Annotated in this window: 11 protein-coding genes; 4 read left to right on the forward strand and 7 right to left on the reverse strand. The window is 30.8% G+C overall.

Going from position 1 to position 15,765, the window contains the following annotated elements:
* Window positions 1-178 precede the first annotated feature (178 nt).
* The 5 genes from BLU40_RS10595 to BLU40_RS10615 form a co-directional block, all read right to left on the reverse strand.
* Window positions 179-958 carry a CbbQ/NirQ/NorQ/GpvN family protein gene (locus BLU40_RS10595; RefSeq protein ID WP_090123208.1) on the reverse strand — a complete coding sequence of 260 codons (780 nt, stop codon included), beginning with the start codon at window positions 956-958 and terminating at the stop codon, window positions 179-181.
* A gap of 102 nt (window positions 959-1,060) precedes the next feature.
* On the reverse strand, window positions 1,061-2,398 hold the full coding sequence (locus BLU40_RS10600; RefSeq protein ID WP_090123210.1) for a cbb3-type cytochrome c oxidase subunit I: 1,338 nt from the start codon (window positions 2,396-2,398) through the stop codon (window positions 1,061-1,063).
* A gap of 9 nt (window positions 2,399-2,407) precedes the next feature.
* Complete coding sequence (locus tag BLU40_RS10605; RefSeq protein WP_090123212.1) at window positions 2,408-2,887, reverse strand: c-type cytochrome; 480 nt, start codon at window positions 2,885-2,887, stop codon at window positions 2,408-2,410.
* Window positions 2,888-3,013: 126 nt separating this feature from the next.
* Window positions 3,014-3,475, reverse strand: coding sequence for an RrF2 family transcriptional regulator (locus tag BLU40_RS10610; protein WP_245729931.1), 462 nt, complete (start codon window positions 3,473-3,475; stop codon window positions 3,014-3,016).
* Window positions 3,476-3,532: 57 nt separating this feature from the next.
* Complete coding sequence (locus BLU40_RS10615) at window positions 3,533-4,909, reverse strand: tryptophanase TnaA (protein ID WP_090123214.1); 1,377 nt, start codon at window positions 4,907-4,909, stop codon at window positions 3,533-3,535.
* 344 nt (window positions 4,910-5,253) lie between these two features.
* On the opposite strand from BLU40_RS10615, the gene ccsA reads away from it, so the two are divergent.
* Together ccsA and BLU40_RS10625 are read left to right on the forward strand one after the other, a co-directional pair.
* Window positions 5,254-8,373 (forward strand): cytochrome c biogenesis protein CcsA, encoded by a 3,120-nt coding sequence (ccsA, locus tag BLU40_RS10620; protein WP_090123215.1) that lies wholly within the window; start codon window positions 5,254-5,256, stop codon window positions 8,371-8,373.
* Window positions 8,374-8,424: 51 nt separating this feature from the next.
* Window positions 8,425-8,940, forward strand: coding sequence for a hypothetical protein (locus BLU40_RS10625; RefSeq protein ID WP_090123216.1), 516 nt, complete (start codon window positions 8,425-8,427; stop codon window positions 8,938-8,940).
* Between the two features lie 64 nt (window positions 8,941-9,004).
* Here the strand turns inward: BLU40_RS10625 and BLU40_RS10630 are convergent, their stop codons facing one another.
* A complete protein-coding gene (locus tag BLU40_RS10630) occupies window positions 9,005-10,750 on the reverse strand; it encodes a PBP1 and LysM peptidoglycan-binding domain-containing protein (protein WP_090123218.1) in 1,746 nt (581 codons plus the stop codon).
* A 27-nt stretch (window positions 10,751-10,777) separates the two neighbouring features.
* Window positions 10,778-12,310: a glutamine-hydrolyzing GMP synthase gene (gene guaA / locus BLU40_RS10635; RefSeq protein ID WP_090123221.1), complete on the reverse strand. Its 1,533-nt coding sequence runs from the start codon at window positions 12,308-12,310 to the stop codon at window positions 10,778-10,780.
* Between the two features lie 308 nt (window positions 12,311-12,618).
* Between guaA and gyrB the strand changes: the two genes are divergently transcribed.
* Together gyrB and BLU40_RS10645 are read left to right on the forward strand one after the other, a co-directional pair.
* The gene (gene gyrB / locus BLU40_RS10640; protein WP_090123223.1) at window positions 12,619-14,562 is read left to right on the forward strand and encodes a DNA topoisomerase (ATP-hydrolyzing) subunit B; all 1,944 of its coding nucleotides are present in this window, start codon (window positions 12,619-12,621) and stop codon (window positions 14,560-14,562) included.
* A 99-nt stretch (window positions 14,563-14,661) separates the two neighbouring features.
* The gene (locus BLU40_RS10645; protein WP_139170944.1) at window positions 14,662-15,672 is read left to right on the forward strand and encodes a DUF6588 family protein; all 1,011 of its coding nucleotides are present in this window, start codon (window positions 14,662-14,664) and stop codon (window positions 15,670-15,672) included.
* Window positions 15,673-15,765 lie beyond the last annotated feature (93 nt).

The following is a 15,765-nucleotide window of genomic DNA, read 5'->3' on the forward strand; positions in this document are numbered from 1 at the left end:
TTTTGGCTAATGGTATTTGTTGTTTGCTATTTGGCTTCGACTCTGGTCGGTTATTTTATTTTTTGACTTGATGTGATCCTGAATCAAGTTCAGGATGACGTGACGAACTTATTAATAATGGCTTCGACTCTGCTCAGCCACCTTCAACTTCAATCTTCTGTCTTCTGTCTTCTGTCTTCTAAATCATTAAATTGCATAAATCCTTTAGAGCTTCAACTACATCTAAATCATCTGTTAATGGTTCAACAATAGCAACTTCAACAGATAAACGTTTTGGTAAACCGCTATAAATTAATTTTGCCGCATCCACTAACAAACGTGTTGATACAGTTTCTGCCAAACCAAGCTCTGTTAGATTTCTAATTTTAGTTGCAATATTTACTAATTTCTTAGCTATATCTTTATCTACATTGGTTTCATTCACTAAAATATCAGCTTCAATTTTAGGTTCAGGATAAGCAAATGCAGTTGCAATAAAACGTTGACGTGTAGATGGTTTTAACTCTTTAAATCCTTTTTGATAACCTGGATTAAAAGAAGCTACCAACATAAAATCTTCATGTGCTTTTACCGTTTCACCTAACTTATCTATAAACAACTCACGTCTATGATCTGTTAATGAATGAATGGCAACAATAACATCAGGTCTTGCTTCAGCAATTTCATCTAAATAAATAATTGCGCCTTGTTTTAAAGCGGTTGTTAAAGGTCCGTCAGACCAAATAGTTTCTGCTCCTTTTATAATATATCTTCCAACTAAATCTGTTGAAGATGTTTCTTCGTGACAAGAAATGGTTATCAGTTTTTTATCTAATTTATGAGCCATATACTCAATAAATCTAGATTTTCCAGTACCAGTTGGCCCTTTTAATAAAAACGGAATTTTGTTTTTATAAGCGTGTTCAAACACTTCTACTTCTTTACCTACTTGATGATAATATGGTAATTGATTTTTCATAATAAATTGAATAAAAAACCAGAGCTATTTAAAATTTATAATTTAAGTATGGAATAATTATAAAAAATTTCTAGCTCTGGAGTAAATCTAAAATCACTATTTTTAATTTGTTACTTCCAAAGCTTCATCGGTTGGTTTACCGTGCTTGTAGAAATCTACAATGTATAAAACTATTCCTGCAGTAAACATAGTTGCACATAAAACCAATACTACAAAGTGAATACTAATTTCGTTTTGTACTGCCATAAAATCCATTTTCATTTTACGCTCTAAATATACTTGCGCTACACCAGCAACACCAAAAGCAACTGTCATACCAACCATACCTATATTAGATAGCCAAAAAGCTGCTCTACCTCTAGATGTTTCGTATAATTTTCTACCAGTCATATTAGGTAAACTATAACTAATAATAGCCAAAACTATCATTGCATACGCCCCCCAAAATGCTAAATGTCCGTGCATTGCTGTTACTAAAGTTCCGTGTGTGTACAAGTTTGTTTGTGGTAATGTGTGAGCAAAACCTAATAAGCCTGCTCCAACAAAAGATACAATTGCTGAACCTAATGTCCAATACAACGCCAATTTATTTGGATGTTTTTTCTCTCCTTTTCTGTACATATTAACAGCAAATAATGCCATTGCTAAAAACGCTAAAGGTTCTAAAGCAGAGAAAATTCCACCAACAACTAACCAAATTTTATTTACACCAATGTAATAGTAATGATGACCTGTACCCAACACTCCAGATAAGAATGTTAAACCTACAATTACATATAACCATTTTTCAATAACTTCTCTATCTACACCAGTTAATTTAATTAATAAGAACGATAAAATACCCCCCATAATTAATTCCCAAACACCTTCTACCCATAGGTGAACAACCCACCAACGGAAAAATGAATCTGTAACTTGACTATCGAATGGTAGCATTCCAGGTAAGTATAAAAGTGCCGCAAATAAAAGTCCCATTGATAAAACCAACGCAGTTGTGGTTTTTCTTTTTCCTTTGAAAAGTGTTAATAGAATAATTCCTAAAAACAGTAATACATTTACTACTACTAAATAATCTAATGGTCTTGGAATTTCTAAAAACTTTCGCCCTTCCCACATATTAAAGTGAAAACCGACAACAGCAACTACACCAACAACAGCTAAACTAATTAATTGTACGTAAGCTAATTTTACACTTACTAGTTCTCTTTGAGATTCTTCAGGAATAATATAATATGCTGCTCCCATAAAACCAGATAATAACCAAACTACTAATAAGTTTATATGTACGGCTCTTGCAGTGTTAAAAGGAATAAATTCGTGTAAATTATCGAACCCTATGCGGGCAAACCCCATAATAAAACCATAGGTAATTTGTAATATTAACAATAACATTGATAATGCAAAAAACCAATACGCTACTTTTTGTGATTTATATTTCATAATGTTTTATTAGTTGTTAAGTTTTTCTTTTGCTAATGGAGATATTTTTCTATCAACACCAACAACTTCTCCAAATCCGTTTAAATCAATTTCTCCAATCCACTTGAAAAAAGCAACTACATCAGAAGCCTCTTGATCTGTCATACCGTAAGCCACCATTTTTCTACCGTTTGGTTGCCAAGGTCCTTCAGACATTAAAATACTTTTGATTACCGCTTCTCCTTGACCGTTGTATTTTTGGTTTAAACGGTCAATAACTTTTGTTAATTCCGGTGCATAATAACCTCCTTCACCCAAAATAGTATGGCATCCCATACAGTTGTTAGTTTCCCAAATTTCTTTTCCTCTTACTACTTCTGGAGTAATATTCTCGTGGTTTGTTTGATCAACATCTTTTGAAAGAGAAAAAATAGTAAGCCCTATAAAAATTAGGAATGTTACTAATGTTCCACCTAAAAAGAATGCCCTTGCTTGTTTTTTAGATAACATTTGTTTGTTTGTTTGTTTAATTGATAATTTCTTAATTAATATATTAAGACCTTTTTATCTTTTATACTGCAAAAGTAATTATTTATTTTTAATTTGCATAAGATTTATATTTTAAAATGTAAAAGCCTACTGCTTTTTAGGTGTAGTTAAGTCTTTTAGTGTTAACACTCTACCGTTTGAAGATATTTCTTCAGCAAACTCAGTTATTGTTTTATCTCTGAATTTACCCATAATATTATTTTTAAAAGGTTCAACAATAAAATGAACAGGACAAGGGTTTGAACCATCACACTCATTTAAACCTAAAAAGCATTCATTAATTTTTTCTAAACCATCAATATTTTCAATAATATCAATAACTGCTTTTTTACGATTTCTTTTGGTTAAATAGAATCCTCCATTAGGTCCTTTTGTTGAAGAAATTATTTTGCCTCTAACAAGTTGTTGAAACAGCTTAGCCAAAAAAGGGCTAGGCACATCAATACTATTGGCAATTTCCTTTACACTTATTTTTCTAGTTTCACTTGAATGTTCTGCTAAAAATAACGTTGATAAAATCGCATACTTACTTGCTCTAGATAACATCATAATCTATTATATTTTTTCCTTTTCGTTACAAAATTAACAAAAAAGGAGTAATAAGTATTATATTTTATCAAATTTAACTGTAAAGTGTCTCATAATTGGGGCTTCATCTGTTATTATATAACCATTTTTTGCTTTATTTCTAGAATCATAAATATTTTTTAAAGATGCTGCAATATAATCCATATGATTATTTGTATAAGTTCTTCTTGGTATTGCCAACCTAACTAATTCTAATTCTGGATATCTATTTTCACGAGTTACGGGATCTCTATCTGCTAATACGGTTCCAATTTCTACACCTCTAATTCCACCTACAACATATAATTCTACTGCTAAAGCTTGAGCTCTAAATTCTTCTCTAGGTATAGTTGGTACAAATTTATTTGCATCTAAAAAAATTGCATGCCCCCCAAAAGGTTGTTGTACTGGCACACCATAATCAACTAGCTTTTGCCCTAAATAAGCAACCTGCTCTACTCTACTTTCTAAATAATTAAACTCAGTACTTTCATTTAAACCAACTGCTAAGGCTCCCATATCACGACCATTCATTCCTCCATAGGTAATAAACCCCTCGAACATAATATTAAAAACGGTTGCTTGTTTAAAAACCTTTTTATTATTTAAAGCAATAAAACCACCCATATTAACCAATCCATCCTTTTTGGCACTAATAGTCATTCCGTCTCCATAAGAAAATACTTCTTTTACAATTTGCTTAATGGTTTTATCTTCATAACCTTTTTCTCTTTTTTTTATGAAATATGCATTTTCTGCAAAACGTGCAGCATCGAAATATAATGGTATTTCATATTGTTTACATAATAAAGAAACCTCTTTAATATTTTTTATTGAAACAGGTTGACCGCCTGCGCTATTACAAGTTATGGTTAAAACTACAAAAGGTATTTTCTCTTTTGGGTGTTGCTTAAAAACATTTTCAAGCTTATCAATATCAACATTTCCTTTAAAAGGATGAATTATTGAAGTATCAAAAGCTTCATCAATTGTACAATCTACAGCAGTAGCTTTTCTAAATTCAATATGCCCTTTAGTAGTATCAAAATGAGAATTACCAGGAACAATATCTCCTTCCTTTATTAAGGCTGAAAATAATACGTTTTCAGCAGCTCTACCTTGATGTGTTGGTAAAAAATACTTATAACCGGTTATTTTTTTTACTACTTTTTTTAATTTCAAAAAAGAAGATGAACCGGCATAACTCTCATCTCCTATCATCATTTCTGCCCATTGTTTATCGCTCATTGCCCCAGTTCCAGAGTCTGTCAACAAATCAATAAATACATTTTCTGAAGATAAATTAAACAAATTATAATTTGCTTTTATAATCCATTTTAATCGTTGATTTTTTGTTGAACGTTTAATTGATTCAACCATTTTTATTTTATACGGTTCTGCATATGGTAATTCCATAAGTCTAGTTTTAATGTGAAAAAAATTGTTGTAGTTATTGCTAAAAAGTAGAAACTAAAAGATAAAACACTCCGGACGTTTAATATTTAAAAAAATATTAATTGCTAATCTATATGTGCTTTTATAGTTCATTTTTAATTGAATACTCAAACTTACAAAATTTTAAACATATTTATAGTTAATTAGATTGAATAAAAATAAGTGACAATAATCATTTTAAGTGACAAAAGTTACAAGTATCTTTGCCAGGCAATTAATCAAAAAATAATTTTGTTAAAATTAGGTATTTACAGTTAGTTATGACAAATATCATTATTTTTGCAAAATCTTAATATTCTATAGAAATGAACAAAATATTAGCTCAATTATATTCAACTCGTTTAATGGCTGTTTTATTTATTGTATTTGCTGCTGCAATGGGTGTAGCAACATTTATTGAAAACGACCATGGAACTGAAACTGCAAAAGCCTTAGTATACAATGCTTGGTGGTTCGAACTTATTATGGTTATGTTTGCTATTAACTTTTTTGGAAACATATTTAAATACAAACTTTTAAGAAAAGAGAAGTTAGTAGTACTTGCCTTTCACCTTGCTTTTTTATTAATAATTATTGGTGCTGGTATTACAAGGTATGTAAGTTTTGAAGGTACAATGCCTATAAAAGAAGGTCAGGTAACCAATAAGTTTTTATCTCACGAAAACTACATAAGTATAGTAGTTAACGATGGTAACGAACAAAAAACACCTTTTCATAAACCAATTTTACTTTCTGCAATTAGCGACAATAACTTTAAATATTCTTCAAAATTTAGAGAAACACCAATTTCTGTAGAGCTTACAAACTATATTCCGAACGCTGTAGAATCTTTCGAAGAAAGTGAAACCGGTAAAGAGTATTTATTATTTGTAGAGTCTGGTGGTGGCGGAAGACATAACCATTACCTCGAAAGAGGAACATCGCAACTTGTACATGGTGTTTTAGTTGGTTTTGACTCTAAAAATAAAAATACAATTGATTTAAGAACTAGCGGAGATAAAATTACTATTGAATCTACTGTTCCAGGAAATTTCTTTAGAATGAAAGACAGTTTTGAAGGAACTATTGCCAAAGATTCTGTTCAAGAATTTTCTTTATTAGCCGTTCATAATATTGCAGGTTTACAATTTGTAATACCTAAAAAAGCAATAAAAGGAAGTTATAAAACTACTTCTGGAGATAAAGAACAAGCCTCATTAGCTCAATTAGAATTTGATGTTACTGTAGGTGAAGAAACTAAACAAATAAAACTTAAAGGTGCAAATTTAGCCATTCAGCCACCAACTCAATTTACTGTTGGAAATTTAAATTTTAGAATGAATTACGGTTCACTTCAAAAAGAATTACCATTTAGCATTAAATTAAACGATTTTCAACTGGATAAATATCCTGGTTCAAACAGTCCAATGTCTTTTGCAAGTGAGGTTACAGTTATTGACCCTAGCGAAACTTTTGATTTTAGAATTTTTATGAATAATATTTTAAATTATCGAGGGTACAAATTTTTTCAATCTAGTTATTCAATAACAGAACAATATGAGGAAACTCATTTAAGCGTAAACCACGATTTTTGGGGTACGCTAATTACATATATTGGTTACTTTTTATTATACGCCGGGTTAGTTTTAATTTTATTTATGAAAGGAACGCGCTTTAGTTTTTTAAGAAAAAGCTTAAAGAAAATTAGAGATAAAAAAGTTACTACTATTTTAGTGCTAGCAATTCTAATGTCTGGAGTTTCTTTTGCGCAAAAACACAACCATAGTTTAAACGAAACACAAATAGATTCTGCACTTGTTAGTAATGAAATAAGCAAAGAACACTCTGAAAAATTCTCAAGATTAATTATTCAGGATGCTGGTGGTAGAATGAAACCTGTTCACACATATGCATCTGAATTATTAAGAAAAGTAAGCAAAAGCGATACTTTTAACGAAATGAATGCAACTCAGGTTTTGTTATCTATTCAACAAAACCCACGTTTATGGTTTCAAATCCCTGTAATATATATTGAAAAAGGGAATTCAAAATTAAGAGATATTATTGGAATAAAACACGATGATAAGTACGCTACTTTAGCCAACTTTTTTGACGCTCAAGGAATGTATAAAATTTCTGAACTTCAACAAAAAGCTCATAAAAGCAATATAAAAAGTAAGTTCGAAAAAGATGTTATTAATGTAGACCGAAGAGTTAATTTATTGTACTCTGCTATTATGGGAGAAGTTCTTAGAATTTTCCCTGTTTTAGATGATCCAAACAATACTTGGGTTGCAAATCAAGATTTAAGTAAAGCAAATTACAAGGGAAGAGATTCAATTTTTGTAAAGCAAATTTTGCCAATTTATATTCAAACGTTGGCAAAATCTAAATCTACAAACAATTACAAACAATCAGATGAATTATTAGATGGAATTATTAAATTTCAACAAAAATTTGGTAGTGCTGTTTATCCAGATGAAAATAAAATTGATTTAGAGATTGCATATAATAAGTATGATATTTTTAAAAAACTCTATAGTTACTATATGTACATTGGAACTCTTATGTTCTTAATTGTAATATTTCAAATATTTAACAATAGTAAACTTGTAAACACATTAATTAAAATTTGCGCAACCATTATTATTGGTCTATTTTTAATGCATACTGGAGGTTTAATTGCTCGTTGGATTGTTAGTGGGCACGCGCCTTGGAGTAACGCCTACGAATCAATGATATACGTTGGTTGGGCAACAATGTTGTTTGGTCTAATCTTCGGAAGAAAATCTTCAATGACAATTGCTGCTACAGCATTTTTAACTGCTTTTATTTTAATGGTTGCACATTGGAATTGGATGGACCCAGAAATTGCCAATCTTCAACCTGTACTTAACTCATATTGGCTAATGATTCACGTTGCAGTAATTGTTGCTAGTTATGGACCATTTGCTTTAGGTATGATTTTAGGTTTAATTTCATTAATTCTAATGATTTTAACAACATCAAAAAACAAAGCCAAAATTAGTCCAATGATTAAAGAACTAACAATTATTAACGAAATGTCTTTAACTGTTGGTTTAACGCTTTTAACTATTGGTAACTTTTTAGGAGGTCAATGGGCAAACGAAAGTTGGGGACGTTATTGGGGTTGGGATCCAAAAGAAACTTGGGCGTTAATTAGTATTATGATTTATGCCTTTGTACTTCATTTACGTTTAGTACCTGGTTTAAGAAGTAAATTTACATTTAATTTAGCTTCAATTGCAGCATTTGCATCTATATTAATGACATATTTTGGGGTTAACTTTTACTTATCTGGATTACACTCTTATGCTAGTGGAGATAAAGTAATAACACCAACCTTTGTATACTATTCAATTGCAATTGTTGGGGTAATAGCTGTTTTCGCTTTATTTAAATTTAAAAAACACTACAAAAAATAATTATTAGCTTTTAAAAAAATGTAAATTTGCATTTCATTAAAATTAAAAAACATGTTTAATAAATATATAAAATTAGTAATAGCAGGTGCAATTGTAGTATGGTCGGTATTTCAATTTGTTGATGGAAATATTATGAATGGTATTTCATTAATACTTTTGGCCGGTATTTTTGTATTCTTTTACTTTAAAAATGAGTTTATTTTATTAGCCTTTCTTCAACTTAGAAAACAAAATTTTGCAGGCGCTAGTAAATGGTTAACATATATTAAAAACCCTAGTTCTGCTTTAATTAAAAAGCAAGAAGGTTATTACAACTTTTTACAAGGTATTATGGTTTCTCAAACAAACTTAACACAAGCTGAAAAATTCTTTAAAAAAGCTTTAAGCTTAGGTTTAAATATGAAACATGATGAAGCTATGGCTAAGTTACAATTAGGTGGTATTGCAATGTCTAAAAGACGTAAACGTGAAGCAACTACGCTAATTAACGAGGCTAAAAAATTAGATTCACAAGGAGTTTTAAACGACCAAATAAAAATGATGAAACAACAATTGAAAAAAATCTAATTTTCAATTTCAATCATAAAAAAAGCGAAACAATTGTTGCGCTTTTTTATATCTATTCTTTAAGTTATTCTAAAACTACAGGGCTTAACTCTTTATTGTATTGAATTAAATGCACACCATTGTTTTCGAAAGCTCCTAATATTTTTTTATCGAATCTAAACATAGAAGTTAGTCTTCTAGATTCACCAGCTTTTAAACCTTCTTCTAGGCTATCAAAAGATACTAACCTCATAACAGCATCATATGTAATATCAAATCCTTTTAAAGCATATTTTGTTGGTACAGAAGAATTCTTACTTCTGTATTTATTATAAAAAGATTTTACAGCCGTATTCTCTAAACTTAAAAAGTCTACAGAAGGATATGTAAAATTTAAATTCCCCAATAAAACATTGTCAATTTTATCGAAATTTCTCCCTTTATTAAAAGCAAATAATTTAATAGTATGCTTCTCAGATTCGAATGTTTTTAAACTATTAATAGCCGATGCTGTAGTTTCGTTCTCGTCACTAACCAAAATAATCCAGTTATTAGCCTTATCACTAAACTTTTCAATAAGTTTAGCATTATTAATAACTAAATTTTGCTTTTTATCTTTACGTTGTAATGGTTTTACTACAGAAATTGTTTGGATAGAATCGAATTTTTTAAATTCATTTACCGTTCTCCAAAGCCTTGTTTGCGAAGCCTTTTTACCATCGTTAATTACTATAACATTTTCACCTTTATAATTTTCCTTTAAGTAAGCAATTAAATGCTCATCTACATGGTCTTTATCTGGTGCCGATTTTATTAAATTAGAATGTTTTAACGTATTTTGCTTGCTTGAATACATTGGCGCAATAACTGGTGCTTTTACATTTTTAGCTACCCAGAGTGCATTTTTATAAAACAATGGCCCAATTACAACATCTACATTATCAAAATTATTGTTTGAAACAATTGACTGTAATTTATAAGGTGAATTTTCTGTATCAAAATAATCTAAATGCACATTTACACCCCTAGATTTTAATGAATCTATAGCCATTTGAGCTCCTAAATGAAAATCTGTTGAAATATTAACCAATGAATTTGACCTATTAAAGCTATTACGCGATAAAGAATCTTTCATTTTATTAATTTGATACGGTAACATTAAAACAACATTTATTGTTTTTGAAGCATCAATATTTTCTACAAACAATTTAGGTACATCACTATTTATAGAGTCTAACTCAACATCATCTTGATTTGTAAGTGGTTTAATTCTTAAAACCATTCCCAATTTTAAACCTTCACTTAATGTTGGGTTTAATTTTAGAAGTTCAGCTTCTGTAACAGCATATCGTTTTGTTAAATTGTAAATAGTATCATCTTTAACTACGGCGTGTACTTGGTATTTAGAATTATCTACAGCAATCTGAATAGGTTTTGGTATTGTTAAATGCATACCAGGTTTTAAACCTTCAACCAAACCATTGTTTGCTTTTTTTAATTCTTCAATAGAAATACCATATTGTTTGGAAATACCGTAAAAAGTTTCTTTTGCTTTTACAACATGTACACCTTCTGCAACCTTAACAGGTTTTACATCAATTACTTTTTTACCATAATTTTTATTTGGTACAATAATAACTGTATTTGCACGTGGCTTTCTACTAACATCAGGATTTAATCTTAATAAATCTTTAGTAGACATATTATAATCCTTGGCAATAGCCTTTATAGTTTCTCCTTTTTTAACAGTATAAGAAATGTACTTTTTTTGTTGAGCACAGCTAATACTACTTATTAATAAAACTACTATTATAAATCTAATTCTATTCATATACAATTGATTGATTTTAAGCTTAGTTTATTCCCACTCTATAGTTGCAGGTGGTTTAGAACTAATATCATACACTACTCTATTAACGCCTTTAACGTTATTTATTATTTTATTCGATGTTTTTTGTAAAAACTCGTAAGGTAAATTCACCCAATCTGCAGTCATACCATCTGTAGATTCTACAGCTCTTAGTACTACAGCTTTTTCGTAAGTTCTTTCATCTCCCATTACACCTACTGAATTAACTGGTAACAACATTGCTCCTGCTTGCCATACATCATTATATAAACCATCTTCTTTTAAACCTTGAATAAAAATATGATCTACTTCTTGTAACATTCTAACTTTATCGGCAGTAATATCACCTAAAATACGAATACCTAAACCTGGTCCAGGAAATGGATGACGACCTAACAATTCTGGATCTATCCCCATAGATTTTCCAACACGTCTTACTTCATCTTTAAATATTTTATTTAAAGGTTCTACAATTTTCAACTTCATAAAATCTGGCAATCCTCCAACATTATGATGCGATTTAATTGTTGCTGAAGGTCCTCCTGTTGCAGAAACTGATTCTATAACATCTGGATAAATGGTTCCTTGTGCTAACCAACTAACATCTTGAATTTCGTGAGCTTCATCATCAAAAACTTCAATAAAAACACGCCCTATAATTTTACGTTTTCCTTCAGGATCCGATTCTCCTTTCAATTCTTTCAAAAAACGTGCCGAAGCATCAACACCTTTTACATTTAGACCCATATCTTTATACTGATCTAAAACACTTTCAAATTCATTTTTACGTAACAATCCGTTGTTTACAAAAATGCAATACAAGTTTTTACCAATTGCTTTTGAAATTAATACAGCTGCTACAGTAGAATCTACACCTCCAGATAAACCTAACACAACTTTATCGTTTCCAATTTTTTCTTTCAATTCGGCAACAGTAGTTTCAACAAAACACTCTGGTGTCCAAGTTTGCTCTAAACCAGCAATGTTTACTAAAAAGTTTTTTAGAATTGTTAAACCATCTTTTGAATGGTAAACTTCTGGGTGAAATTGAATTCCGTATGTAGCTTCTTCTTTAATTTTAAAAGCTGCATTCTTAACATCATGCGTACTGGCAATTAATTCATAAGATTCTGGTAAATCTAAAATAGTATCACTATGACTCATCCAAACTTGACTTCCTTCTGAAACTTCTTCAAAAAAGATTTCGCTTTCTTTTATAAAAGAAAGGTTTGCTCTACCATATTCTCTTGTATTCGATGCACCAACTTCACCACCAAAATTGTGTGCTAAATATTGGGCTCCAAAACAAACTCCTAACAGAGGGAGTTTTCCTTTTATTGAAGATAAATCTGGTTGTGGAGCATCTTCTGCTCTAACCGAAAATGGACTTCCAGAAAGGATTACCGCTTTGTAATCTTCTACATTAAAACTTTTACTATTGTAAGGGAAAATTTCACAAAAAATGTTTAATTCTCTAACTCTTCGAGCAATCAACTGCGTGTATTGCGAACCGAAATCTAAAATAAGTACCTGATGTTGCATCCGCAAAAATAATATTTAATTAATTATACACTAAAGCTTTGAGATTTTTTTTCCCAACTTTACAACAAATGGCCCATTTTATTGACTCAATTAAATCGGTTTTAATGCATTTTGCTTAATTTTAAATATTTCATTCTAAATAAAAAGCCCTCTTTTTTAAATAAACGTAATTTTTAAGCCTTTTAAGACACTTTTACGTAATTAATAAATTGTTAATAACTTAAAACCTACCTCGCTTCTACCACTTCCTTTTACTTTTACTAATTATTATATTTGTGTGTTAGAAAAAAACATAAAATCAAAAATTTATGAGCGAAGAAGCTAAAAAACATAATTATGATGCTTCCAGTATTCAAGCACTGGAAGGAATGGAGCACGTACGTATGCGTCCATCTATGTATATTGGTGATGTTGGTGTTAGAGGTTTACACCATTTAGTATATGAAGTTGTAGATAACTCTATTGATGAAGCAATGGCTGGCCACTGTGACACCATCAATGTTATTATAAATGAAAATAATTCAATATCTGTTAGAGATAATGGTCGTGGTATTCCTGTTGGATTACACGAAAAAGAAGGAGTTTCTGCATTAGAGGTTGTAATGACCAAAATTGGTGCTGGAGGTAAATTCGATAAAGACTCATATAAAGTTTCTGGTGGTTTACACGGTGTAGGTGTATCTTGTGTTAACGCACTTTCTGATCACTTAAAAGCTACCGTATACTCTAGCGATGGAAAAATTTGGGAGCAAGAATATGAGAGAGGAAAAGCAATGTACCCAGCAAAACCTATTGGTGAAACTACCGAAAAAGGTACAATGGTTACGTTTACTCCAGACAAATCTATTTTTACTCAAACTACAGAGTATAACTACGAAACGCTGGCTACTCGTTTAAGAGAACTTTCATACTTAAATAAAGGTCTTCACATTACTTTAGAAGATAAAAGAACAACTGATGAGGAAGGTAACAATCCTGTTGAAAAATTCTTTAGTGAAATTGGACTACCTGAGTTTGTTAGCTATTTAGATGCAACTCGAGAGCAATTAACAGGAAGTGTTATTGCAATGGAAGGTGAAAAAAATGGTATTCCTGTTGAAGTTGCAATGGTATATAACACATCTTATACCGAAAACTTACACTCATATGTAAACAATATTAACACTCACGAAGGTGGAACTCACCTTTCTGGTTTTAGAAGAGGTTTAACTAGCACACTTAAAAAGTATGCTGAGTCTACAGGAATGTTAGACAAGCTAAAATTTGACATTGCTGGTGATGACTTTAGAGAAGGTTTAACTGCAATTGTATCAGTAAAAGTTGCTGAACCACAATTTGAAGGTCAAACTAAAACTAAATTAGGAAATAGAGACGTTTCTTCAGCAGTAAGCCAAGCTGTTTCTGAAATGCTTCAAGATTATCTAGAAGAAAATCCAAACGATGCTAAAACTATTGTTCAAAAAGTAATTTTAGCAGCAACTGCTCGTCACGCAGCTCGTAAAGCACGTGAAATGGTGCAACGTAAAACTGTAATGAGCATTGGTGGTTTACCTGGTAAATTAAGTGACTGTTCAGAAACTGATCCAGAAGCTTGTGAAATATTCTTAGTTGAGGGAGATTCGGCAGGTGGAACAGCAAAACAAGGACGCGATAGAGCTTTTCAAGCAATTTTACCATTACGTGGTAAAATTTTAAATGTTGAAAAAGCAATGCAACATAAAGTTTTTGAAAACGAAGAGATTAAAAATATGTTTACCGCTTTAGGTGTATCTATTGGAACCGAAGAAGATCCAAGAGCTTTAAACCTATCTAAACTTCGTTATCATAAAATTGTAATTATGTGTGATGCCGATGTTGATGGTAGTCACATTGCTACTTTAATTCTTACTTTCTTCTTTAGATATATGAAAGAATTAATTGAAAACGGACATATTTTTATTGCTACTCCTCCTTTATATTTAGTTAAAAAAGGCCAAAAAAGAGAGTATGCTTGGAATGATGATCAACGTGATTTAATTGCTCATAACTTAGGTGGAAGTGTAAACATACAACGTTATAAAGGTCTTGGGGAAATGAACGCTGAACAATTATGGGATACTACAATGAACCCTGAGTTTAGAACATTACGCCAAGTTACTATAGATAATTTAACTGAAGCTGATAGAGTATTCTCTATGCTTATGGGAGATGAAGTTCCACCGCGTAGAGAGTTTATTGAAAAAAATGCAAAGTATGCAAATATTGATGCATAAAACATAAATTTATTATATTTTTAAAAGGCTGTTTCAATTGAAACAGCCTTTTTTTTGATTACATTTTATTATATTTACATAATTTAAAACCCCAAAACAATGAGAAAATTATCCCTATTCCTACTAGGGCTGCTATTCAGCATGTCCGTTAAAGCACAAGAATTTGAATTATTACTATTAGCAAATGATGATGCAAGCTTACTAATGAAAAACTACATGACTCCTGTAATGGAAGGAATGCAATCCGGAATGAATAATGGATGGTACCACACCGCCAAAACGCATAAAAAGCTTGGTTTCGACATCACCATTTTAGCAAATGCTGCTATGGTACCTACTTCATCTCAATCTTTTGAATTTAATTCTGCAGATTATAAATATTTATCTAGCTCAAGCTCTACTATAAATACCATTATGGGAGGTGAAAATAATAGCACTATTGACATTAGAATTCCCGAAGCTGGTAATTACAAAATTGCTAGTTTTACAATGCCAGATGGTATTAAGGATGATGTTCCATTAAGTGCAGTTCCATCCCCAATGATACAAGCAAGCTTAGGTGTATTTAAAGGAACCGATTTATCAGTAAGATATTTACCTGAAATTAAAACTGACGACGTTGAAGGTAATTTAATTGGTTTAGGTGTTAAACATGACATTATGCAATATCTTGGTCCTTTAGATAAACTACCATTAAATATTGCTGTATTTGGCGGCTTTACTAAAATGGACGCCACCTATCTAATAGGAGACATTAATGGATTACAAGGCAGCAATCAAGAAGCTACTTTTGAATTAACAACTTATACAGCTCAAGCAATTGCATCGTTAGATTTCCCTGTTATTACTCTTTATGGAGGAATTGGTTACGAAAAAGGCACTTCAACCTTAAAATTAAACGGTACCTACGAGCTAGATTATACAATTGAAGGCACTAATACAACAATTACAGAATCTGTAACCGACCCAATTAATATGGATTTTGACACTGATGGAATTAGCGCAAAAATTGGAGCAAGATTAAACATTGGTTTCTTCAAAATATTTGGAGATTATTCAATTAAAAACTACAATACAGCAACAGCAGGTATTGCATTCAGCTTTAGATAATTAAAACTTAATATTTTAGTCTATTATTGCTCTTTTAAGGTCTAAAAAATATGATAAAAATCAGCAATATCGATTTCGTAATTAGCTAAAAAT

It is taken from the genome of Lutibacter oricola, from assembly GCF_900106565.1.
Taxonomy (GTDB): Bacteria; Bacteroidota; Bacteroidia; order Flavobacteriales; family Flavobacteriaceae; genus Lutibacter; species Lutibacter oricola.